We start from the raw sequence: 21,509 nt of genomic DNA, 5'->3' as shown, positions 1-21,509 counted from the left end.
GGACAGATGACGTGCACAAGTCGACACGTGGTGGTTACCTGCGCACCATCCCTCACGGCATGATCAGCGTGCGCGTCACCGGTTCCGCGGCCGCCTGCCGGCTGTAGATGCCGCGCTGCAGGGCGGCGAGCAGCGCATCACGCGTCTCGCGGGGATCGATGAGCTCGTCGAAGCCCATGTGCTCGGCCGAGCGGTACGACGCTTGTAGCTCGGCGCCGCGCAGCTTGGCCGAGAGGTCCTCGTCGGCGTTCGATGCCCGGCTGAGTGCCGCGGCGCCCATCGCGCCCATCGTGGCGCCCGGATAGGCGAACGTGGCCACCTGGTCGTCGAAGCTGATCAACGACATCACCATGGAGCCGAACCCATAGGCCTTGCGCAGCGTCACGTGCAGCTTCAACGTGGTGGCCGCCGTTTGGGCGGCGAACATCCGCGCGCCGCTCCGCAACACTCCCTCGCGCTCGGACCGACCGCCCGGCAACATGCCGGGGTTGTCGGCCAGGAAGACGATCGGAAGGTGGAAGGAATCGGCCACCATGATGAAGTGCGCTGCCTTGTCGGCGGCATCGGCGTCGATGGACCCGGCCAGCACCTGCGGTTGGTTGGCGACGACCGCGACCGGATGCCCCCCGAGGTGCGCCAGGGCGCAGATGATCGCCTTGCCGAACCCCGGCTGAACCTCGAACCAATCGGGACGGTCCAAGACGACGTCGAGCACCGCGCGCACGTCGTAGCTGCGGCGATTGTCTCGGGAGACGATATCCAGCAGCTCCGGCGTGGGTCGCCGCATTGTTGTTTCCGAGGCCGGAAGCGACGGCGGGTACGACCACGCGCTCGGCGGAAAATGCGACAGGTAGCGGCGGATTGCATCCAGGACCGCCGCGTCGTCGTCGGCGACGTTGTGGATGACCCCACTGGCAACGGCGACGTCCGGTCCGCCCAGTTCCTCCTTCGAAATATCTTCTCCCGTAGACTCTTTGACCACTGGCGGCCCGGCGGTAAAGATCGCTCCGTGGCGGCTCATGATGGTGAAATCGCAGACCGGGGCGACGAGCGCGCCGTGTCCGGCCGAGGGGCCGAGCACCGCGGTGACCGTCGGAACCCGGCCCGAACACCGCGCCTGGGCGAGCAGGTCGGTCGGAGTCCGACCGTAATGCACACCGGTGGGCCGAAATCCGGCACCTTCGAGCAGCATCACCAGGGGGATCTTGTCGCGCACCGCCAGCTCGGCAATGCGGTAGCGCTTGGAATTGCTGCCCGGTGCAATGGTTCCGGCCATCGTCGTAAAGTCCTCGGCGCCCACCATGACCGGCACTGCGTTGATCATGCCGGAGCCGGTGACGATCGCGTCGGCCGCGATCTCACCGCCGACGAGCGTGCCGAGTTCGCGGAACGTTCCCGGGTCGAGCAGGCGCTCGACCCGCGCGCGGGCGTCCAGCTTGCCCGTGCCGCGGTGCTTGTCAAGCCGCTCCGGCCCACCCATCTCCCACGCGTGCTGACGGCGACGATCGAGATCCTCGAGCGTCTCCTTCCAATCCTCGGCATTCGTCATGCGTCCGTCCTACATACTGGATTGCTTACTGTAAAGTCACCCGCATGGGTAGTGCCCCCCGCCTCAAGATCGACGGGAGCATCCCCAACCAGCTTGCCCGCGCGGCCGACGCGGCTGTCGCACTTCAGCGCAAAGGTTACGACGGAGGCTGGACAGCCGAAACCAGCCACGACCCCTTTCTTCCGCTGCTGCTGGCCGCCGAGCACACGTCGCGACTAGAGCTCGGCACCAACATCGCGGTGGCGTTCGCGCGCAACCCGATGACCGTAGCCAATCTGGGCTGGGACCTACAGACGTACTCGCAGGGACGGTTCATCCTCGGTCTGGGAACCCAGATCCGGCCGCATATCGAGAAACGATTCAGCATGCCCTGGAGCCATCCGGTGCCTCGCATGCGTGAATTCGTCGCCGCGCTGCACGCGATCTGGTCGGCCTGGCGGGACGGGACCAAGCTTGGCTTCGAGGGGGAGTTCTACACGCACAAGATCATGACCCCGATGTTCACGCCCGAGTCGCAGCCCTATCCGGCTCCGAAAGTCTTCATCGCCGCCGTCGGTGCGGCGATGACCGAGATGTGTGGCGAGGTCGCCGATGGCCACCTCGGTCACCCGATGGTCTCGAAGCGGTATCTCACTGAGGTAACAATGCCGGCGCTGCTAGGTGGTCTGGCGCGATCGGGTCGCGATCGCAGTGACTTCGAGGTGTCGTGCGAGGTGATGGTGGCCACCGGCGCGAACGACGCCGAGCTGGTGGCCACCAGCACCGCCACCCGCAAGCGGATCGCCTTCTACGGTTCCACGCCTGCTTACCGCCAGGTTCTTGAGATTCATGGCTGGGGCGATCTGCACACCGAACTGCGCCGTCTCTCCCTGCGAGGGGAGTGGGACGCCATGGGTGAGCTCATCGACGACGAGATGCTGGGTGCTTTCGCGATCGTCGGCCCGATCGATACGGTCGCCGACGCACTGCGCAGTCGGTGTGTGGGGGTGGTCGACCGTGTCTTGCCGATCTTTCTGGCCACCTCTCAGGACTGTATTAGCGCCGCGCTGAAGGAGTTTCGCCGGTGAGCGCGCCGACGACGGACGAGGCCGCCAGGCTGTTGGCGGATCCTTTGGCCTATACCGACGAGCCTCGGTTGCACGCGGCCCTGACGCATCTGCGTGCCAGCGCTCCGGTGTCGTGGGTCGAGGTGCCGAATTACCGCCCGTTCTGGGCGATCACCAAGTACGCCGACGTCATGGACATCGAACGCGACAACGTGCTGTTTACCAACTGGCCCCGCCCGGTCCTTACCACCGCTGAAGGCGACGAAATGCAGGCCGCGATGGGAGTTCGCACACTGATCCATCTGGACGACCCGCAGCACCGCGTGGTCCGCGCGATCGGAGCCGATTGGTTTCGTCCTAAAGCGATGCGGGCGTTGAAGGTTCGCATCGACAAATTGGCCAAGACCTACGTCGACAAGTTGGTGGACTTGGGTCCCCAATGCGACTTTGTTCAGCAGGTCGCTGTCAATTATCCGCTGTACGCCATCATGTCGCTGCTGGGCCTGCCGGAGGCCGACTTTCCTCGCATGCTCAAGCTGACCCAGGAGTTGTTCGGCAGCGACGACACCGAGTTCAAACGCGGCACCACGAGCGAAGATCAGGTGCCCGCGCTGCTCGACATGTTCCAGTATTTCAACGGGGTGACCGCGTCGCGCCGCGTGCATCCAACCGGAGACCTCGCGTCGGCGATCGCCAACGCCCGCATCGACGGCGCGCCTCTGACGGACATCGAAACCGTCTCCTACTACCTCATCGTCGCCACCGCGGGTCACGACACCACCAGCGCCACAATCTCCGGGGGCCTGCACGCACTTGTCGAGAACCCGGACCAGCTTGCGCGACTGCGCGACAAACTCGACTTGATGCCGCTGGCGACCGAAGAGATGATCCGCTGGGTCACCCCGGTCAAGCAGTTCATGCGCACCGCCGCCAAGGACACCGTGGTGCGCGGAATACCCATCGCCGCAGGTGAATCCGTGCTGCTGTCCTATGTGTCGGCCAATCGCGACGAGGACATCTTCGACGACCCGTTCCGCTTCGACGTCGGCCGCGACCCCAACAGGCATCTAGCCTTCGGCTATGGCGTGCACTTCTGTATGGGCGCGGCACTGGCCCGCATGGAAGTCAGCAGCTTCTTCACGGAGCTGCTTTTGCGGCTGAGATCCATTGAGCTGATTGGTGATCCGCAATTCGTCGCCACGACATTCGTCGGCGGCCTCAAACACCTGCCGGTTCGCTACTCGCTGACCTAAGCCGCACGAGTAAGTCGCCCGGTGTCGACGTTGCTTGCTGATTCATCTGGCCGGTGACGTTGTGGGTCGGATCCCTGGGTGGGTGTTACCCGGCGGCCGGGATGCGTGGCATCACATAGGCGCGTGGTGGCACCCGCAGCACGTTGCTGAGCCCACCGCCGCCGGCGCGCGCGCCCAGCTGCCCAACCGGCAGTCCGCCCAGCATCTGCCCGGGTCCGGTTTCGGCGGCGCTGGCCAGGCTGGCCAGCGGCAACGCCCGCGCCGCCGGTGTAACGGCCTGGTTGGCCGCGGCCCAGGCCTGCGGCACCGACAACGAGCCGACCGACGCCGCCCGACCCATGCCCGCGGCCACGCCACCGCCCAGGCCCGACGAACCCAGCTCGGCGCCCAGCGAACTCATCGCCCTCGCCCCGCCTTCCACCGCCGCGGTTTGCACCGCCGCGGCAGCCGCCGCCGGAACAAACCCCTTCATCATCGAGCTCACGGTGTTGGTCATCGACACCCCCGAGTTGGCCATCGACACGTGGTTGCTGACCATCCCCACCATGCTGCCGACCGGCCCCATGTGCGGCGAGATGCCCTTCCACAGTTCACCCAGCTTCGACGAGGGCGCGCCGCCCTGGGTGGGCTGGGCCAGCTGCTGCAGCGCCTGGGGCGCATTGTTCATCACCTGATTGGCCGCGGCGGTGTCGGTGGCCTCCTCGACCACGGCGGCCTGCTCGGCGAGCCCACCCGCGCTGGTCATCTCCGGGGCCTCCTGGAACGGCGTCACCGTCGCCGTCGCCGTGGCCGCCGCAGCCGCATAACCAAACATCGCGGCCGCGTCCTGGGCCCACATCTCCCCGTATTCGGCCTCGGTGACCGCGATCGCCGGGGTGTTCTGCCCGAAGATGTTGGTCGCGACCAGCATCATCAACTGGGTGCGGTTCGCTGCGACCAGCGGCGGCGGTACCGTCAGCCCAAACCCCACCTCAAAGGCCGTCGCCGCAACCCTGGCCTGGTTGGCGGTCAGCTCGGCCTGACCCGCGGTGGCGCTCATCCAGGCCACGTACGGCGAGGCCGCAGCCATCATCAACCCCGACGACGAACCTATCCACGGCCCCACCGTCAGTCCCCAGACCACCGACTGAAACGCCGACGCGGCCGAATACAGGTCAACGGCCACACTGTCCCACACCTCGGCGGCCACCAGTATCGAGCCCGAACCCGGACCTGTGTACATCCTCGCGGAGTTGATCTCCGGCGGTAACGCCCCGAAATCCATTTTCTGCAATCCTTGCCTCATTAACCCGAGCAATTTCCCGGGGTATCAAGTTTTATTGGTAGCCAGCGATCTGATCGCTTGGCCCCTTCGCACCGCCGAGGTTGGCGGTGTCGAACTGGTAGCAAGAATGGCCAGGAAACAACGGCGGCGACAGGTCAAATTCTCTCAACTAGCCACGACCTCAGATGCAAGGTGCACCAGCAACCCCGCCGCAGGCTAAATCCAGCTGAACAATATGAACGTCAGGTAAACGCAGCGACAACGCGTCTCAAATGACCCGGACGATCCGACGCCCGCACCCCGCCCCCGGGCGCGCGCCAGCGGCGCACCGTCAGCACCCCACAGCTGCCGAACAGTCAATGGCATTTGGCCGCGATCGATACACTCCCCGTGGAGGACGCCATCGAAATGACGCAGAAAACGATCGTCATAACGGGTGCCAGCGACGGCATTGGCGCCGCGGCGGCGCGGCGACTAAGCGGAAACGGCGAAAACGTTGTCGTGGTGGGCCGCTCGGAAAGCAAGACAAAATCGGTGGCCGCGGAATTGGGCGCCGATTACTTTGTGGCCGATTTCGCCGACCTGTCCCAGGTGCGGGCCTTGGCGGACAAAATCCGTTCGGAGTACCCGTGCATCGACGTATTGGCCAACAACGCCGGCGGCATGCTTACGAAAGTCCACAAGACGGCGGACGGCTACGAGCAAACCTATCAGGTCAACTACCTGTCACCATTCCTGCTCACCACACAGCTCTTGGATGTACTCGTCGGTTCCCGTGCCACCGTCGTCAACACATCCAGCGCGGCCCAAAAGCCGCTCCAAAATGTCAGCATCGGCGACTTGGAGCGCACCGATCGGCGCCGGCCCAGCGTTGCCTATGCGCTCTCGAAGCTGGCGATCGTCTTGTTCACCAAGGAATTGCACCGCCGCTACCACACCGCCGGTCTCTCGGTAGCGGCGTTCCACCCGGGTTATGTCAACTCCAACTTCGGCGAAGCATCAGGATCACGGTTTCTCCGCGTGATGCGGCACACGCCGATAGCACGCTTCATCGCAACCGCGTACCAAGGAGCCGACCAGCTGGTCTGGCTGGCGTCCAGCACGCCCGGGGTGGACTGGACGCCGGGTGAGTACTACTCGCGGAGCAAGATCGCGCGAGCCAACCGCGCGGCTTACGATCCCGGTCTTGCGCGCCAGCTGTGGGAGCACAGTCTGGCCGCGACCACCAAGTGATTCGACGCGCTATTGTCCGCCGACGTCATGGGGGATGGCCGCCTCGTCATGCCGCCGGTGCGAAGGTCACCGGAAGTTTGTTCGGCGACCGGAAGGTGAGCCCGACGATTCTGGCTTCCGCACCCGTCCCGTCGTCGGGAACCAAAGCCAGGTCCGTCACGCGGTCGAACAGGCTGTTCAACATGACCCGGGTTTCCAGCCGTGCCAAATGCATTCCCAGGCACATGTGGATACCGCCGGCGAACGCGATATGGGCCTGACGCGGCCGGCGGATGTTGAACGTGTTGGCGTCGGTCCAGCGGCTTTCGTCGCGGTTGGCCGAGCCCATGCACAGGTCGATCTGCGCATCCGGCAGGATCGTCCTGCCGCCCATCTCTACTTCTTGAGTGGTTGTCCGCGGGACCATGGTGAGTGGGGTTTCGAATCGTAGGCCCTCTTCGATGGCAGCTGGAATCAGGGACCGATCCTGGTAGAGCGTTGCCAGCTGCTCGGGATGGGTGAGCAACAGGTACAGCAGATTGCCCGAAGAGCGGTAGGTGGTCTCCAAGCCGGCCGGCAACAGGAGTCGCAAGAACGAGATGATCGCCTCGTCGGAGAGCTTCTCGTCGTCGATCTCGGCGGCCACCAGATCGCCGATGATGTCGTCGGTGGGTTTGCGGCGCCGCTGTTCGACCTGGTCCAGGAAGTAGTCGCGTAGCTGGATCGAGGCGTTGACACCGGCTTCGATATCCGCGGTGATCGAGATGAGATCGAACGACAAACGCCGGAACAGGTCGAGGTCCTCGCGGGGCAGCCCGAGCAATGCTGAGATGATCCGGGTTGGGAACTCGAACGTCACCGCCTTGACCAGGTCCGCCTCAGCGTGGTCTTTGATCTCGTCGATGAGCTGGTCGCAAACCGGCGCGATGGCCGAGGGTTCCCAGCGCTGCAGCGCGGTGGCGCGAAAGGCCTTGGCTACCAGGTTGCGGTGGTCGTGGTGCTCTTTGCCGCCCATCGCCAAGATGGTGCGTCCGAGTACCAACCCGATGGTCTTGTCGTAGGCGTGGGAACCGAAGGTCCGGTCGTCCCGGAAAGCCTGGAATACGTCGTCGTAGCCGAACAGCACCCACTCGTCGCTGGGCCTCAATTCGGGGGGCAGCTGCGCGTGGTCCATCAGTGCGCCGTGCCAGACCGGCTCGGTGCGTCTCATGTATTCGAAGAATGGGTAGGGACTGGTTTCACCGGTGCTGTCGAGGGTGACGGGCTGGCCGTCGGGTTGGGTGCGCGGCGTCATCAGCGCTCCTCCTGGGCAACCGGTCAGGCCGTGCACAGGCCCGCACCGAGTGGATTGTCGCTATCATAGTATAGATAGCAATAAAGCCTCAACGGGGGATGGAACCCCGGATTGGATTGTCTCCCAGGAGAACCGAGTTCTCCGCATCCCTAGACCGGGGTGAACTTGGTGATCAGCCAGTTGCCGTCGACCTTGGCCAAGGTCACCAGCACGCTGCTGGCCGCCATCGAGGGCGTGGGGTTGTCTTTGCTGGTGGTGCTCTGGTCGACGAAGACCAAAACGATGGCCGAATCGGGCCGTAGCTCCGACACCGCGGCGCTCATTACCTTGGCGGTCGTTTTCAGCGACTTCTGTTTGGCCGCGGGAGCCACGATCTGTTGTGTGAATTGATCGTAATAGGAGAGGAAGTCGCCGGAAAGATGGGACCGGGCGGTGGCGAAGTCCTTGTCCAAGGTGTCGGGTGAGTACGACAACAATGCGATCGTCCCGTCAGATGCCGCGGCGACAGCGGCGCGTTCGGCGCCGGCGTCGGTCTGCTGATCGGGCCGGTACTGCTCGAGATACAGCCATGCCGCCGCGCCTCCGGAGATCAACATGAGCAGGATCAGAATCACCGCAACGGGTTTCAACGTGATCTGCATTCGCCACAGGTCACGCCGCCACCAACGCTTCTGGTCGGGTACTTCGTCGTCTGCGTCAAATGCCTCGGTCAACGAATCATCGACTTCGTCTGCAACGGGGTCGATCTCAGCACCCACGGTGGCGTCAGCGGCTTCGGGGCTGACGTCGCGCACATCATCGGTCACGGTACGAACTCAACTTTCGACATCTTGTACTGCCCGCCGTCCTCGGTCACGGTCACTTTGAGCCGCCACGCACGTGGTTCGTCTTTCGCCCCTGCGGAGTTGGTGACTCGTGATGTTGCCGCGACGAGTACCACGGCGGAATGCTCGTTCATGGATTCGACGGCCGCCGCGTGCACCGTTCCTTCGGTGACCACTTTGGATTGTTCGACCACCTTGGTGAAATCGGCTGCCCGGTGCTCAAAGTCGTCCCTGAACTCTCCGGTGGAGCTGTCGATCACGCGCTGGACGTCTTCCTTGGCGTTATTGAAGTCCAGTGAGGTCATGTTGACGACACCTTGTTTGGCTCCGGCGGCGAACGCCGCGGCGCGTTGCTGGCGCTCGGTGGCCTCATCGTGTTGCAACACGATGTATCCGCTAATCCCGGCAAAACCACAGATGATGACGATCGCGGCCGCTTTGGCGATCGTGGACAGCCTCGGCAACTGCAACCGCAACCGGAACCGTCGCCACCAGGCCGCCTTTGCCGCCTCCTCGTCCGCGGTTTCATAGTCTTCGCCGTCTTCCCAGTCCGCATAGCCCTCGGGGACGTCGTCGTCGTAATCGGCATCGTCCTCGGCCTCGCCGGTTGTGCCCGTGGCCAGCGCCGCACGCTTCAACCGGGCGGCGCGTGCTCGGGCATGTGCCGCAGCGGCCAGCGCTTCGGCCTCGGCGGCTTCGGCTTCGGCTTCTTCGGCCAACGCCATCGCGTCGGTCTTGGCGGCCGCCGACTCCGACGGCGGTTCGTTCATCTCAGCCATTGCCGTTGTAGCCCGTCCGCATCATTATCGACTGAACTCCGGTATCTCTTACGGTATTACCCAATTGCTAACATTTGAGTCGCCAGCGAACTCAGACGAGGACCGATCAGGCGGATGATCAGCCACCCGAACGTTCCCCCGCGCAGCATGAGGGCCGTCGACTCTCCCGAAAACATACTCTTTACCTCGACCACCCAAGCGTTTCTGCAAAAAGAAGCGTCATTGCGCCACGTCCGGGAGCTACATGCCGCGGGTCTTTCCTTCGATCCGGCGTGGTGGCGGCGGGCCGCCGAGCTTGGGTGGGCGGGCTTGCTCGTTCCGGAGGAGCTAGGCGGCGGCAGCGTGTCGGACAGCGGCGTTGCGGATCTGGCGATGGTCGCCGAACAGCTCGGCAAGACGGTGGCGCCCGGACCGCTGTATCCGGTCAGTACCGTGCTCGCAGGGCTGGTGGACTGCGCCGACCGGGACGCGCACGCCGCCACGATCGGTGCCTTGCTGTCCGGTGCAGCGGTGGCGTCGTGGGCGGTGTCGGAACCGGGCAGGGGCTGGGCGCCGCTCGATCCGACGGTTGTAGCAACACCGACCGGTTCCGGCTACCGCATTAGTGGCACCAAAGATCGCGTCGAGGCCGGGGCCCAGAGCGCGGCGCTGCTGGTGGTGGCGCGCTGCGGCCCAGATGACGCTGAGATTCGCCAATTCCTGGTCCCGACGGATGCGCCGGGTGTGCGGATTACCGCCCAGCAGTCGGTCGACCTGGTCAAGCAGTACGCGAGGGTGGAGTTCGACGGTGTGGTCGTGGATGGGTCCGCGGCTGTCGGTAGCGCCGCCGAGACCGCCAGGCTGATCGACCGGCAGAGCCAGATAGCCCAGGTAATGCAGTGCGCCGAGGTGGTCGGCATCCTGCAAACGGTCTTCGACTTCACTGTCGGTTGGGCGCTGGATCGGCACACGTTCGGGCGGCCGCTGGCGTCGTACCAGGCGCTCAAACACGCCTTCGCCGACATGAAGATGTGGGTGGAAGCGTGCCGCGCGACCACGGCCGCGGCGGTTGCTGACGTTGCTACCCGCGCACCCGCAGCTGGCCGGTCGGCCAGTGTCGCCAAGTCCTACGTTGGCGAAATGGCTGGCCAGATCGTCCAGGGTTGCGTGCAGATGCACGGTGGCATCGGCGTCACCTGGGAACACGACCTGCACCTGTACCTGAGGCGGGTTGTGTTGTACCGCTCCATGTTCGGCACGCCGGAGGAACACAACCGGCGGGTGTATGAGTCGGAGTATGCCCTCGAGTGACCACCGAATCCGTTGCCGACTTCGCCGCCCGGGCCAGAGCTTGGTTGGCGGACAACATGCCTCGCATCGACCCGGGGTCGCCGCCGGCCGTGCGCCGCGATGACGAACACTGGTGGCGACGAGCCCGCGAATTGCAAAAGCGGCTCTATGAGGGCGGATTCGCAGGCATCTGCTTCCCCCGCCAGTACGGGGGCCTGGGGCTGGACTACGAATACCAGCGGGCGTTCGACGTGGAATCCCTGTGCTACGAGATGCCGTTGATCCTCAATACACCGACCTTCACCATCTGTTGCGCCACCCTGCTCGACACGGGCAGCGAGGAGCAGAAGAGGCAGCACGTCGCCGCCGCTCTGCGCGGCGACGAAGTGCTGGTGCAGCTGTTGAGCGAACCCAGCGGCGGATCGGATCTGGCCGGTGTCATCACCCGGGCCCAGCGACAGGGCGACCGGTGGGTGATCAACGGTGCCAAGACATGGAGTACCAGCGCATTCGCGGCTGACTACGGACTATGCCTGGCCCGCACCGACTGGGACGTGCCCAAGCATGACGGCCTAACCATGTTCCTGGTGCCCATGGCTCATCCGGGAATCACGTTGCGGCGTATCACCCAGCTAAGCGGTTCCACCGAGTTCTGCGAGGAGTTCTTCGACGGCGTGGACGTCGGTGCTGACGCCGTGATCGGTGAAGTGAACAACGGCTGGGCGGTGGCGTCGCGGCAGCTGTACCACGAACGCCGCGCGGTCGGGCAGGGCTCGGAGTTCGCCAGCGGCGCCGGCAGCGAAGGCGGCCATACCCAGCCAGTCGACTTTGCCGAACTCGCGGCTAAAACCGGGCAGGCCGGCAGCCAACGCGTGCGGGAGATGGCCGGCCGGGCACTGGTGCATCGCGCGGTGGCCGGGCAGCTGGGTGACCATGTCTACCGCAGTGTCCGCGACGGCATCCTGCCGCCAGCCGGTGGAACACTGATCAGGTTGTTCCACGCCGAGACCGTGACCCTGGAAATGGACACCGCGCTGGCGATCGCGGGAGCGGCCGGGGTAGTCGGGGAAGACGGCGAAGGATTGGAAGCCGGGCTGCGATACCTGTCGCGGCAGACGGTCTGCCTGGGTGGCGGCACAACGGAGATGGCTCGCAATGTCATCGGCGAGCGGGTGCTGAACTTCCCACGGGAATACGCCGCCGACAAAGGGGTGCCGTTCAATCAGGTGCGGCGCGGGCGGGCATGACAACGGGTATCTGGACCAGCGACAAGACGTGGTGCGCGGGGCTGCCGGGTGGCGCCACTAGCACGCACTCGCTGCCTTGTTTGCGTGCGCGGTCATGGGCGGCGGCCAGCGCGCTGACGCCCGCGGAACCAAGGTGGGTGACGGCACTGAGGTCGATCGTCAAGGGCGCTATGCCAGAACGGCTTTCGACGGCGATCTGGCGGTCCAAGGTGGACGCGGTGGTCGAATCGACGTCGCCACGGACGATGATGCGGCCGGCTTCGACCAGGGAGACGAATTCGCTGTCGATGGTTCGTCGGAAGGTTGTGCGGCTGACCATCGTGTCGGTGACGAACCGGGCTGGCCGCGACAGGCGGTGGGTAAGTGTGGCCGTCGTCCCGCCGGTGCCATGCGTGATGCGCGCCTCCGACACCAGGGCCTCGGCCATGGCCAGGCCGCGCCCGCGGCCATGCTCGCGATCACGGTGGTCCTTCCATTGGCCACGGTCGATCACCGATGCCCGCAGGTTGCCGTCGCCGGACAGCGCCGCTTCGACAACGATGCCCTCGGAAACGTCTGCGGCGTATGCATGTTCGACGACGTTCTCGACGAATTCGGAGATCGCGTGCACGACATCGGTGATGTCGGAGTGATCGGCGCCGATCTCTGCCAGCCACTCACGCAGCCGGGCCCGAACCGTTCGTGCGGCGGTGATCGTCGCATCCAGCGTGATGTGCAACAGCGGCGTTGGCGCCCGGCGTTGCATCGCAAGCAGCGTCACATCGTCGTTGTAGCCGGTGGACCGCAGCAGCAATTCAAGTGTCTGAGAACAGAGCCGGTCGATGGGCCGTGCCGGGGCGTCGAGCACAAAGCCACCACCGCCGCCGGCGATGCTGGCCGCCAAGTCGGCGAATTCGGCGGTGCTGGCCTCGAGCGCCCGGCCCGGCCGCTCGATCAGGCCGTCCGTGTAGAACAGGATCGCGTCGCCGATATTGAGTACTTCATCGCGGACTGGGAATCCGGTGCCGCTTCCGAGCGGACCCGCGCCGGATGGTTCGACGTATCGCGCGCTCCCGTCCGCGGTCACCAGCAGGGGTGGCGGGTGTCCGGCGGTGCAGTACTGGAACTCCCCGGAGGTGAAGTCGAGCGAGCCGACGCACATGGTGGCCGACTTCGATCCGGGCACCTGTTCATGGAAGCGGTCCACCGCCTCGAGCGCTTCGACGATCGTGTGGCCGGCCGAGATCTGCATGCGCAGCGCGGTACGTAGCTGCGACATGACGGCCGCGGCCGCCACGCCATGGCCCACGACGTCGCCGACGACAAGCACCAGCCGATCCCCGAGGGCCAGCGCGTCGAACCAGTCGCCGCCGGCGGCGGTGTCCTCTGCGGCGACAAGGTACTCAGCGGCTATGTCAGCGTCGGGTACGACGGGCACCGACGCGGCCAGCAACGCCTGCTGCATGACGGTGGCTGAGTCGCGGACGTTGCGATAGCGCTCGGACAGTTCTTCCACGCGCGCCTCGGCCGCCAGTCGGGCCCGTACCCGGCTGGTCACGTCGTCGAACATGAGCTGCACGCCCTCGATCGATCCGTCCGCCCGGCGGCGCGGTGTGACGACAAAGTCGAAGTATCGTTCCTCAATGCCGGAACCGTCGTAGTCAGCTTGCAGCCGCCACTCCGATCCGGATTGCGGTTCACCGGTTTGATAGACCCGGTCGAACATTTCGTAGATCTGCTGGCTCTCTAGTTCGGGATAGACCTCCCGAGCGGGCTGCCCCACGGTGTGAAGCATTGGATTGAAGGTGCGAAAGGCCGCGTTTACCGCGACAAAGCGATGGTCAGGCCCCTCGAGCCCGACCATCATCGCGGGGACGTTCTCGAAAATGCGACGTACATCCTCGGCCGCGCCGACCGTTTTGTCCCAGTCCATTTCGGCCGCCATTTTGGCCGTCCCTCCTACGGACCGATGTTACAAACGGGTCGAATGCGCAGACGAATTTCGCCATGCAACAGCGACCAGGCTATCAACGCGCACTACCTGCGTTGGCAGCAATATCCGTTTCTTGCAGGCGGAACTTATGCGGCGGACAGCGCGGATGCCGTCGTCGGATGTATGGGCAGCACGCCACCGTATCCGCAGGCTTGAATAATCCGCGCGACACCGGGGTCCTGGCTTACCAGGCGCAACTCGATGCCACGGCGTCGACACCGTTGGGCTTCGTCGGCCAAGACGGCGAATGTGCAGCAGCCCATGAAATCGAGGCCATTGACGTCGACAACGAATGGTCCGGGCGCGGTGGCGGCCGCACCCGCCGCCGCGACCAGGTCACGCCAAGTGTGCTCGTTGGCGGCGTCGATCTCGCCGGTCGCTCGGATGATCACCGCCGCGCCGCGCTGCTCGCTGGCTGCCCTGAGCGCGCCGTCGATCGGGGTGGTGGATGACCCTGCGGAAGTCGGGTTCATGGTGCACTCCTCGTCGGCCGCACCCGATTCCCCCCAATGGATGTCGGTTCTGCGAGCCGCAGACAAGCTGTCGCCTTTTGTATAGCAAGGCGGGCCCGTTCCGTCTATAGGGCGGAAACCGGGTTGGCGACCGGCTTTGAAATCTTCATCGCCTCCATCATGTTTCCACCCATGATCTTTTCGATGTCTTCTTGGTCGAAATCGGAAAGCTCGTCGACAAAGGAGATCGGGTCCTTCAGGCCTTCGGGGTGTGGCCAGTCGGATCCGAAGACCACCCGGTCGGTGCCGACCATCTTGACGATCTCGGTGAACCGGTCTTCCCAGAACGGGCTGATGTAGACGCACCGTTTGAAGGCCTCGATCGGGTCTTCGCTGAAGGCCCCGGGCATCTTCTTATAGACGCCCTTGAGGCCCTTGAATAGGTGCGGCACCCAGTCGGCGCCGTTTTCGATCGACAGGATGCGCAACTGGGGGTTTCGGGACAGCGCGCCGTGGCAGACCAACGCGCCCATTGCATCTTCGATCGGCCGATGGCCCATCGCCAGGCTCCGGAAGGCCGTCGGCTTAAACGGCAGGAACTCGTCACCGGGCTCCCACACGTTGAGCATCTCGGAGTAACCGCTGTCGGAGGCGTGCATGCAGACCGGTATCTCGGCGCGCACGCAGGCTTGCCAGAACGGGTCGAACTCCTCGAAACCGAAGGACCGGCTGCCGCGGTAGCCGGGCACCGGCGCCGGGCGGACCAACACGGTGCGCGCGCCGCGTTGCAGACACCATTCCAGTTCTTCGAGGGCACGGTCGACGATGGGCAGGGTGATCACCGGGGTGGCAAAGATGCGGTCCTTGTAGTTGAACGACCAGGTCTCATGCATCCATTGGTTGAGCGCGTGGATGACGTCGTGGGTCATTTCCGGGTCGTCTTTCATCCGCTCTTCGACCAGACTGGCCAGCGTGGGGAACATCAGGGCGTAGTCGATGCCCAGCTCGTCCATGACATCCAGCCGCGGACCCGGCTCACGGAAGGCGGGGATCGCCTTCATCGGTTCACCCATCACTTCCCGGTAGCTCTTGCCGCCGCTGCCGTGCCGGAAGTACTCCTCCTGGGCGCCCGGCCGGGCGACCACTTCGAAGGTCGGGTTGGGGATGTAGTCGCTGATGTGGCCACGAACCACGATCTTGGTGCGGCCTCGCACCTGTACGTAGTCGATCACGTGCTTGCGCTTCTCCGGGAGGAACTTGGTCAGTGCTTCCTGCGGCTCGTACATGTGGTTGTCGGCATCGAACACCGGAAAGGAAAGTTCGCGAGACGGCATGGCGATCTCCTCGGAGAAGTCTTTTTCGCAGTGTGCGGTAATGACGTTACCACTCTTGTGCCGGCTGGCTAGGGTGTCGGTGCGTCGATGATCGCGAAATTGACGGTTGCCGTCGCCGCGAGTTCGCCGTCTGCGCCGTCGCCTGGGCGGTCACCCGGGCCGTCACCGAAGATGTCGACCTGCATGACGAGGGATCGCCGGCCGGCGCGCAGCACCCGGGGCACCGCGAGTGCCGATCCCTGCCTAATTGGCCGTAGGTAGCGGACAAACAGGTCGGCGGTCGTCATCGCGGTGCCCGGCCGCAGGTATTCCAGCCCCAACTGGCCACCCGCCACGTCCGCGAGCGTGGCGATCAGGCCGCCCTGCAGCGCACCGGAGGTGTTGACGACCTGCGGGCTGACCGGCATGGCCATCGCGAACTCGTCGTTGCTTGCCGCGGCTTGGCGCATTCCGAGTTGGGCGAACAATTCGGCGAGCGAGGGCATGGCTGACTGGTCGTCGCCGTCGCGGATGCCGAGTGCGCGGCTGCAGAAGTCGAATAGCTGGCCGGCGTCTATTGGTGTGCCGGTCAATTCGTTTCCCAGCCAATGCAACCGGAGCGCACCGAGCACCGTCTGCATGACAATGGCCGCCGCGGCAGCGACGTCCACGCCGGGGTTGAACACGCCCTCGGTGATGCCTTGTCCCACGATGTCGCGAATGAGCCGGTGCAGCGGCGAGAGCACCCGGGCGTATTCGCGCGGGCGGGTCTCGGCGAGGTGCTGGTTGTAGAGGCTCAGTGCCCGGTTGAGGCTGTCCTGGGTGCTTGATTCGGGTTGGGCGCCGATGCGGTCGATCACCAGCTTCAGCGCGGCGGTGCTGTCCAGTCCGTTGGCCTCGGCCCGCCAGAGCTGCGCCGACTGCGCCATAGTCCGTTCGAACAGCGCCAGCAGCAATTCATCCTTGCCGCCGAAATGCTGGTAGAAGGCGCGCAGTGAGGTCTTGGAGCGGGCAACAACCTCCTGCACGGTGAAGTCGGTGCGGCCCGTTTCGCCGAGGATCTCGACCGCCGTCTTGATGAAGCGGTCGCCGCGCGTTGCTTCAGCCATGAGAATGAGGTTACCGCGCTTTGCCATGATATCCGCGAAGTTGGAAAGGTGGTGGTTCGTCGTCGGTGTCGGGTGGGGCGGATCATCGATGAGGACCTGCTAGGGCGAGCGAAGCGCGCCTTGGGCTGCGCTACGACCCGGGCGACGGTCGAGGAGGCACTGCGGATGGCCGCTGCTCAAGGAGAGCACGCCCAAGATGAGCGGGCTGCACGGCAGCGCCGCTACTTCGAGCGACTCGCCCAGCGTATTGACGTGGACGTACTCGCCTCGGAGGAGATGTGGCGGTAGCGGGCTGGATCCTCGACAAGAGCGCTGCAGCCCGTGCATCCGATCCCGTCGTCGGCACACAGCTCGCCGAACTCGCCGGCGAGCTCTTCGTCTGCCCGGTGGGTGAGCTCGAGCAGCTGTACTCGGCCCGCTCGGCGCGCGACTACGACCAGCCGCAGACCGAGCTGCATGCCAGCTTCGAGACCTCGGATCGCCGAGGTCCGACCCCTCACTGTTCGGCGCCTCGGCTAGTGCTGGCGGGCAAGAGGATAACCGAAGTCTGCCGTCACCAATGACTGGCGGATCTGCCGGATCATGTCGGCCCGTGCCAGGATCGTCGTCAAATTGTGGGGTCGGTGCATGACGCCATCGAGGCTTGTTCTTCACCGCGTCAGGCAAGACGGCTTCGCCAACCGCGTGATTACCTCCGCGACGGATCGGTTGGGGAAACGCCGAGGTCCCGGTGCAGCGGATCGGCATGGCCGAGATCGCCGAGTCACCGATCGACTGGGACATCGCCTGGCCGGCCGGTGACCTGCAGGTGAACGCAGGCCCCAACGCGTCGGTCCTCGGATGAGTCAGCGAACCAGACTTCGCGCGCCTCTTGATGCGAGGCGAAGGGCAGCGTGACAACGTTGCTCGTAGGTTGGCCTGCTTTCTCCGGGTAGTTGGCACCGGCACGCTCTTGAGCGCTGCGTCTCCTGCGGGGATGTAGTTGCCGTCGGCACCGAGCGCCAACGTAAAGATGCTGTGCCCCAAACCGTTTCAACACTTGCATCAGCCGTAGGCCCCGGTCGGCTCCTGTCTTGGCTCACGATTAGGGGTTCGCGGTAGTCGCAACGGGTTGACGTGTTGTTTTTCGGTTTTGGGCTGCGGGGATCTCCGCGCTAGGTTTCGGTGCGGGTGGCCATCGTGGGCAAAGCGAGGACCGTCTCCGGGGCGAGCGCGGTGCGGATCGTGTGTTTTTGGCGTTGTTGGATCGCGCTGGATCGAGCACCGTGGTTGGGCCCATTGGTGAGGCTGGGTTGGCTGCATTGAAGGCTGCGGCTGCTGAGTGGCCGGCTCATCAGGAGGTGCTGGATCTTGGTGTGCCCGCACCGGCGGGGGCGGAGCCGGGGCCGAGCATCTCTTCGCGGGTGATGACGGCACCGTCCCGGCGCGGATCGGTCAGCCCAGATTTGTCGTACCCGGCTGAGATGATGAAGTCATGTCCTCGACCGCCTCGTCCGACGCCGCTGCGGTGCGCCCTGACCAGCGCCTTGAGGTGCTGTTCGACGAGTTGGCGGAGTTGACCGGTCAGCGCAACGCGATTGATGGGCGCATCGTGGAGATCGTGGCCGAGCTGGATCGCGACGAGCTGTGCGGCGCCACGGGCGCGCGGTCGGTGGCGGCGTTGGTGGCCTGCAAGACCGGCTCGTCATCGGCAAACGCCCACACGATCACCACCGTGGCGCGCCGGCTTGAGGCGTTTCCGCGCTGCGCCCAAGGCATGCGGGAGGGCCGACTGTCGCTGGATCAGGTCGGCGTCATCGCGGCGCGGGCGGGCGAGGGATCCGATGAGCACTATGCGGAGCTGGCCCGCTGCGCAACGGTCAATCAGCTGCGCACCGCTCTCAAGCTGGAACCGCGCCCCCAACCCGATTCTCGGCCGCAACCGCAGCCCTCGATCACCAAGGTCACCGATGACGAGTTCAGCTGCTGGCGGATCAAACTTCCGCACCTCGATGCGGCGAAGTTCGACGCGGCACTGCGGTCTCATCTTGATGCGCTGATCGTCGAGTGGCGCCACGATCACGAAAAGCGCGACCGCGCATCAGATCAAGGACCCCCGTTGCCGGGCACTGTCGAGGCGTTCATGCGTCTGGTCGAGGCAGGATGGGATGCCGAGGCGACCCGCCGGCCACACGGCCACCACACCACCGTGGTGATGCATCTGGACGTGCGCCAGCGCGCCGCTGCGCTGCACCTGGGTCCGCTGCTCAGCGAGTCGCAACGCCGTTACCTGATGTGCGATGCCACCTATGAAGTCTGGTTCGAACGTGACGGTGAGGTCATCGGCTCCGGTCGAGCGACCCGCCAGATCAACCGCCGGCTTCGCCGTGCGCTCGAGCACCGCCACCCCACATGCGCGGTTCCAGGCTGCGGAGCCACCCGCGGTCTGCACGCACATCACATCCGGCACTGGGAAGACGGTGGGGCCACCGAGCTGGCCAACCTGGTGCTGGTATGCCCGTATCACCACCGGCTGCACCATCGAGGCATCATCACCATCAGCGGACCCGCACACAACCTCACCGTCACCGACAGCGAAAGCCGTCGGTTGAGCGCAGGATCGCTAGCCCACCCACCAAAGAAGCCCCCGCCTGCGGTAGCACCCTGCCCCGGAGCCACCGGCGAGCGCGCCGACTGGTGGTGGTATGAACCATTCCAGCCGCAGCCACCGCCGACAAGCAACTAGGTTGGTCATCGGGGCCGGTCATTACCAGCACTGTGTCGACGCTCAAACGGGTTGGGGAATCAAGAATTTCGTTCGTGCTACCCGCTGCTGTCGCATCCTGAAAATCAGGGCCGACAACCCAATGACCGGTCATCACCAAGTGTGATGCTCAGGACACCAGGCGGCGGAACACCATGAGCGACCGTTCGATCTCCGCCAGAAGTCTGGTGCACACGCGAACGACCCGCGTCCCGAGGTTCGACCGGCGGACCGTCGTGATCTTGTCGGTCATGGCACAGCTGGGTTGAGCGATCCCGGTTGTCATGGGTACCGCGATGCGCGCGAGTCAGAACAAGGGCTCGGTGCGTAGTCCGCAATGCGTACGGATCACTTCGTAGTCGCGATCGCGATGTGCCACAGCGACGCCGATCCGCAACGCCATCGCGGCCACCTGGCAGTCGATCAGGCTGCGTATGGTGTCGCCGCCGCGACGACAGCGGCGGTGAAGGGCGGCGGCGTCTTCTGCGTCGCGGACCGGGGCAAGCGGCTCGATGTCGAATCGTTGCAGCAGCCGCCGCCGCAGTGCGGCCGTGTCCTCATCGGTCGTACCGATCAGCAGTTCCATCATCACTACCTCGGGCACGATCACCGTCGAGTTGGCGGCAATGCGATCTGCCAACCAGCGATTGGCTAACGACTCTGACGTGGAGAGAAATTCAATCCAGACAGAGGTGTCGACAATCATCTAAGACTCGTCTGCGAACTTTATGTCCGCATCCGAGAATGATTCGATCTCATCGTTGGTGAAATCGAAACCGCTGCCCTGCAGCGCCAACGCTTCATCGCGGCTTAGCGGTTCACCCACGAGCCTGCGCAGTGCGAGGTCAACGGCACTCCGCTTGGAATCGAGTCGGTACATCCGCTGCGCGGCGGCCACGAGTTCGTCGTCGATATCGATGTTGGTCCGTGACATCACCCGACTATACACCTTAATGTGTATGAAGGTGTCGGCTAGTCGAGCCAGGAAAGATTGGGCTGCGATACGTCGTTGGCTGCGACGGTCTCAGAATTTCTTGAGGTCGCGGACGATCTTGTTGAACGGCTGAATCGATGCCAATCCTTTGCGCAGACTCCGCTGAAAAGCACTGAAGTTAACCAGGACGATGTAGCGCACTCCGCAGTCGCGCCACTGCGCGGCTTGCTCGATGGCCTCTTCCGGGGTGCCGTTGAGCACGATTTCCCGGAGCAGCGTGGGCGGAATCTGGTCGAGGTAGGACAGGGCTGTTTGTTCGTCGATGTCGTGTGGCAGCAAGTCCTGCGTTCCTGAGAAGCCCGCTCCCAATGGGTGCTCGGCGCCGTGCCGGGCAAAGACTTCGTCCGATGCGTTCAGCCCGCCGATCTTGATCATTGGGGAGTCGAGCGCCTCGTCAACGTCGGCGCGGGTGCGGCCTGTGACAACGGGCAGCCACAGGGCGGGGGTGATCGACATGGGGTCACGGCCCGCGTCGGATGCGGCGGAGCGTACGACTTCCAAGCGTTGCGCGTACTCCTTCGGCTGGTGTGGAAACCCGGGATACCACGCGTCGGCGTAGCGCCCGGTGGCCCGCAGCATTCGCGGGCCATGCGCAGCGATCCAGATCTCGGGCCACTTGCCCCGGTAAGGCGGGAGGTCGAATAGGGCGTTGCGCAACGGGAAGAATGGCGAATCGCGGTTGACCAGTTCTCCGCCAGAGTCCCACAGCGCCCGGATGGTGGCCATCGCTTCTTCGAACCGCGCGACCGGCTTTGACCAGTCCACTCCATAGGGCTCGTTGCCCTCGCGTTCGCCAGTTCCAATGCCCAGTATGGCGCGTCCACCACTCAGCTGATGCAGTGTCGCGGCAGCCTGTGCGGTGACGGCAGGATTACGCCGACCGGTGTCGGTGACGCTGACGCCGAGGCGCAGTCGGCCAACCCGATTACGTGCGGCTAGGTAGCCGAGCGTCGTCCACGGCTCCATGTACGCATCGAGCCTGGGTAGCAGTTTTGTTGCACCGCAATACTTCTGCTTCCACAACGAACGGGGGAACAAGCCGTTGAGGTGATCTGGAACCCAGAACGAGTCGACGCGGTTGCTAACAGCACCGAGGTAATTGGCCCGAAGGAGACTGCTCGCCGTCGGTCGTGCCGCGATCAAGCCGTCCTGCACACCTACCCGGAATCCCGCCATGCCATCGCTCCCT

The 21,509-nt window shown here is 64.8% G+C and carries 20 protein-coding genes; 8 read left to right on the top strand and 12 right to left on the bottom strand.

Annotated features, from left to right (window positions below):
* Nucleotides 1-52 precede the first annotated feature (52 nt).
* Complete coding sequence (locus AADZ55_RS16335) at nucleotides 53-1,549, bottom strand: acyl-CoA carboxylase subunit beta (RefSeq protein ID WP_085324963.1); 1,497 nt, start codon at nucleotides 1,547-1,549, stop codon at nucleotides 53-55.
* 44 nt (nucleotides 1,550-1,593) lie between these two features.
* On the opposite strand from AADZ55_RS16335, the gene AADZ55_RS16330 reads away from it, so the two are divergent.
* Both AADZ55_RS16330 and AADZ55_RS16325 read left to right on the top strand, forming a co-directional pair.
* A complete protein-coding gene (locus tag AADZ55_RS16330; RefSeq protein WP_085324964.1) occupies nucleotides 1,594-2,616 on the top strand; it encodes an LLM class F420-dependent oxidoreductase in 1,023 nt (340 codons plus the stop codon).
* Complete coding sequence (locus AADZ55_RS16325) at nucleotides 2,613-3,848, top strand: cytochrome P450 (protein ID WP_085324965.1); 1,236 nt, start codon at nucleotides 2,613-2,615, stop codon at nucleotides 3,846-3,848. Before AADZ55_RS16330 ends, AADZ55_RS16325 begins: the two co-directional genes overlap by 4 nt.
* Before the next feature lie 85 nt (nucleotides 3,849-3,933).
* Here the strand turns inward: AADZ55_RS16325 and AADZ55_RS16320 are convergent, their stop codons facing one another.
* Nucleotides 3,934-5,112: a PPE family protein gene (locus AADZ55_RS16320; protein WP_341286208.1), complete on the bottom strand. Its 1,179-nt coding sequence runs from the start codon at nucleotides 5,110-5,112 to the stop codon at nucleotides 3,934-3,936.
* Nucleotides 5,113-5,520: 408 nt separating this feature from the next.
* On the opposite strand from AADZ55_RS16320, the gene AADZ55_RS16315 reads away from it, so the two are divergent.
* Nucleotides 5,521-6,345 (top strand): SDR family NAD(P)-dependent oxidoreductase, encoded by an 825-nt coding sequence (locus AADZ55_RS16315; protein ID WP_085324531.1) that lies wholly within the window; start codon nucleotides 5,521-5,523, stop codon nucleotides 6,343-6,345.
* 46 nt (nucleotides 6,346-6,391) lie between these two features.
* On the opposite strand, the gene AADZ55_RS16310 is transcribed toward AADZ55_RS16315, so the two are convergent.
* The 3 genes from AADZ55_RS16310 to AADZ55_RS16300 all read right to left on the bottom strand — a co-directional run bounded on the left by AADZ55_RS16310 (nucleotide 6,392) and on the right by AADZ55_RS16300 (nucleotide 9,221).
* Nucleotides 6,392-7,618 (bottom strand): cytochrome P450, encoded by a 1,227-nt coding sequence (locus AADZ55_RS16310; protein WP_085324388.1) that lies wholly within the window; start codon nucleotides 7,616-7,618, stop codon nucleotides 6,392-6,394.
* A gap of 149 nt (nucleotides 7,619-7,767) precedes the next feature.
* Nucleotides 7,768-8,424, bottom strand: a complete 657-nt coding sequence (locus tag AADZ55_RS16305; RefSeq protein ID WP_085324389.1) for a hypothetical protein — start codon at nucleotides 8,422-8,424, stop codon at nucleotides 7,768-7,770.
* Nucleotides 8,421-9,221, bottom strand: a complete 801-nt coding sequence (locus AADZ55_RS16300) for a hypothetical protein (RefSeq protein ID WP_085324390.1) — start codon at nucleotides 9,219-9,221, stop codon at nucleotides 8,421-8,423. The genes AADZ55_RS16305 and AADZ55_RS16300 overlap by 4 nt, the downstream gene beginning before the upstream one ends.
* 147 nt (nucleotides 9,222-9,368) lie before the next feature.
* Between AADZ55_RS16300 and AADZ55_RS16295 the strand changes: the two genes are divergently transcribed.
* Complete coding sequence (locus tag AADZ55_RS16295; protein ID WP_085324532.1) at nucleotides 9,369-10,511, top strand: acyl-CoA dehydrogenase family protein; 1,143 nt, start codon at nucleotides 9,369-9,371, stop codon at nucleotides 10,509-10,511.
* Complete coding sequence (locus AADZ55_RS16290) at nucleotides 10,508-11,737, top strand: acyl-CoA dehydrogenase family protein (protein ID WP_085324391.1); 1,230 nt, start codon at nucleotides 10,508-10,510, stop codon at nucleotides 11,735-11,737. Before AADZ55_RS16295 ends, AADZ55_RS16290 begins: the two co-directional genes overlap by 4 nt.
* On the opposite strand, the gene AADZ55_RS16285 is transcribed toward AADZ55_RS16290, so the two are convergent.
* From AADZ55_RS16285 to AADZ55_RS16270, 4 genes are all read right to left on the bottom strand, one after another.
* Nucleotides 11,709-13,661: a SpoIIE family protein phosphatase gene (locus AADZ55_RS16285; protein WP_085324392.1), complete on the bottom strand. Its 1,953-nt coding sequence runs from the start codon at nucleotides 13,659-13,661 to the stop codon at nucleotides 11,709-11,711. The genes AADZ55_RS16290 and AADZ55_RS16285 overlap by 29 nt on opposite strands.
* 134 nt (nucleotides 13,662-13,795) lie before the next feature.
* Entirely contained in the window at nucleotides 13,796-14,182 is a 387-nt protein-coding gene (locus AADZ55_RS16280; protein ID WP_085324393.1) for an anti-sigma factor antagonist, read from the bottom strand.
* A 104-nt stretch (nucleotides 14,183-14,286) separates the two neighbouring features.
* Entirely contained in the window at nucleotides 14,287-15,495 is a 1,209-nt protein-coding gene (locus tag AADZ55_RS16275; protein WP_085324394.1) for an amidohydrolase family protein, read from the bottom strand.
* 68 nt (nucleotides 15,496-15,563) lie between these two features.
* Nucleotides 15,564-16,583 carry a hotdog fold thioesterase gene (locus AADZ55_RS16270; RefSeq protein WP_119184930.1) on the bottom strand — a complete coding sequence of 340 codons (1,020 nt, stop codon included), beginning with the start codon at nucleotides 16,581-16,583 and terminating at the stop codon, nucleotides 15,564-15,566.
* A 48-nt stretch (nucleotides 16,584-16,631) separates the two neighbouring features.
* On the opposite strand from AADZ55_RS16270, the gene AADZ55_RS16265 reads away from it, so the two are divergent.
* The 3 genes from AADZ55_RS16265 to AADZ55_RS16255 all read left to right on the top strand — a co-directional run bounded on the left by AADZ55_RS16265 (nucleotide 16,632) and on the right by AADZ55_RS16255 (nucleotide 19,308).
* Entirely contained in the window at nucleotides 16,632-16,871 is a 240-nt protein-coding gene (locus tag AADZ55_RS16265; protein ID WP_242670025.1) for a DUF2191 domain-containing protein, read from the top strand.
* Nucleotides 16,862-17,146, top strand: a complete 285-nt coding sequence (locus tag AADZ55_RS16260; RefSeq protein ID WP_085324397.1) for a hypothetical protein — start codon at nucleotides 16,862-16,864, stop codon at nucleotides 17,144-17,146. Before AADZ55_RS16265 ends, AADZ55_RS16260 begins: the two co-directional genes overlap by 10 nt.
* A gap of 911 nt (nucleotides 17,147-18,057) precedes the next feature.
* Nucleotides 18,058-19,308 carry an HNH endonuclease signature motif containing protein gene (locus tag AADZ55_RS16255; RefSeq protein ID WP_085324398.1) on the top strand — a complete coding sequence of 417 codons (1,251 nt, stop codon included), beginning with the start codon at nucleotides 18,058-18,060 and terminating at the stop codon, nucleotides 19,306-19,308.
* Nucleotides 19,309-19,633: 325 nt separating this feature from the next.
* Here AADZ55_RS16255 and vapC read toward each other — a convergent pair whose 3' ends face one another.
* From vapC to AADZ55_RS16240, 3 genes are all read right to left on the bottom strand, one after another.
* The gene (gene vapC, locus AADZ55_RS16250) at nucleotides 19,634-20,032 is read right to left on the bottom strand and encodes a type II toxin-antitoxin system VapC family toxin (RefSeq protein WP_085324399.1); all 399 of its coding nucleotides are present in this window, start codon (nucleotides 20,030-20,032) and stop codon (nucleotides 19,634-19,636) included.
* Entirely contained in the window at nucleotides 20,033-20,260 is a 228-nt protein-coding gene (locus AADZ55_RS16245) for a type II toxin-antitoxin system VapB family antitoxin (RefSeq protein ID WP_207569050.1), read from the bottom strand.
* Between the two features lie 90 nt (nucleotides 20,261-20,350).
* Entirely contained in the window at nucleotides 20,351-21,496 is a 1,146-nt protein-coding gene (locus AADZ55_RS16240) for an LLM class flavin-dependent oxidoreductase (protein WP_085324401.1), read from the bottom strand.
* Nucleotides 21,497-21,509 lie beyond the last annotated feature (13 nt).

Source organism: Mycobacterium decipiens (assembly GCF_963853665.1).
GTDB classification, from domain to species: Bacteria; Actinomycetota; Actinomycetes; order Mycobacteriales; family Mycobacteriaceae; genus Mycobacterium; species Mycobacterium decipiens.
The sequence above is the reverse complement of the archived record's forward strand: the minus strand, read 5'-3'. Positions and strand labels throughout refer to the sequence as shown.

What these genes read in the sequence shown, in the direction of transcription:
- AADZ55_RS16270 (WP_119184930.1), bottom strand. Translation starts at nt 16,583, where the DNA reads ATGGCTGAAGCAACGCGCGGCGACCGCTTCATCAAGACGGCGGTCGAG.
- vapC (WP_085324399.1), bottom strand. Translation starts at nt 20,032, where the DNA reads ATGATTGTCGACACCTCTGTCTGGATTGAATTTCTCTCCACGTCAGAG.
- AADZ55_RS16300 (WP_085324390.1), bottom strand. Translation starts at nt 9,221, where the DNA reads ATGGCTGAGATGAACGAACCGCCGTCGGAGTCGGCGGCCGCCAAGACC.
- AADZ55_RS16335 (WP_085324963.1), bottom strand. Translation starts at nt 1,549, where the DNA reads ATGACGAATGCCGAGGATTGGAAGGAGACGCTCGAGGATCTCGATCGT.
- AADZ55_RS16280 (WP_085324393.1), bottom strand. Translation starts at nt 14,182, where the DNA reads ATGAACCCGACTTCCGCAGGGTCATCCACCACCCCGATCGACGGCGCG.
- AADZ55_RS16310 (WP_085324388.1), bottom strand. Translation starts at nt 7,618, where the DNA reads ATGACGCCGCGCACCCAACCCGACGGCCAGCCCGTCACCCTCGACAGC.
- AADZ55_RS16330 (WP_085324964.1), top strand. Translation starts at nt 1,594, where the DNA reads ATGGGTAGTGCCCCCCGCCTCAAGATCGACGGGAGCATCCCCAACCAG.
- AADZ55_RS16295 (WP_085324532.1), top strand. Translation starts at nt 9,369, where the DNA reads ATGAGGGCCGTCGACTCTCCCGAAAACATACTCTTTACCTCGACCACC.
- AADZ55_RS16315 (WP_085324531.1), top strand. Translation starts at nt 5,521, where the DNA reads ATGACGCAGAAAACGATCGTCATAACGGGTGCCAGCGACGGCATTGGC.
- AADZ55_RS16285 (WP_085324392.1), bottom strand. Translation starts at nt 13,661, where the DNA reads ATGGCGGCCGAAATGGACTGGGACAAAACGGTCGGCGCGGCCGAGGAT.
- AADZ55_RS16320 (WP_341286208.1), bottom strand. Translation starts at nt 5,112, where the DNA reads ATGGATTTCGGGGCGTTACCGCCGGAGATCAACTCCGCGAGGATGTAC.
- AADZ55_RS16240 (WP_085324401.1), bottom strand. Translation starts at nt 21,496, where the DNA reads ATGGCGGGATTCCGGGTAGGTGTGCAGGACGGCTTGATCGCGGCACGA.
- AADZ55_RS16245 (WP_207569050.1), bottom strand. Translation starts at nt 20,260, where the DNA reads ATGTCACGGACCAACATCGATATCGACGACGAACTCGTGGCCGCCGCG.
- AADZ55_RS16255 (WP_085324398.1), top strand. Translation starts at nt 18,058, where the DNA reads ATGTCCTCGACCGCCTCGTCCGACGCCGCTGCGGTGCGCCCTGACCAG.
- AADZ55_RS16275 (WP_085324394.1), bottom strand. Translation starts at nt 15,495, where the DNA reads ATGCCGTCTCGCGAACTTTCCTTTCCGGTGTTCGATGCCGACAACCAC.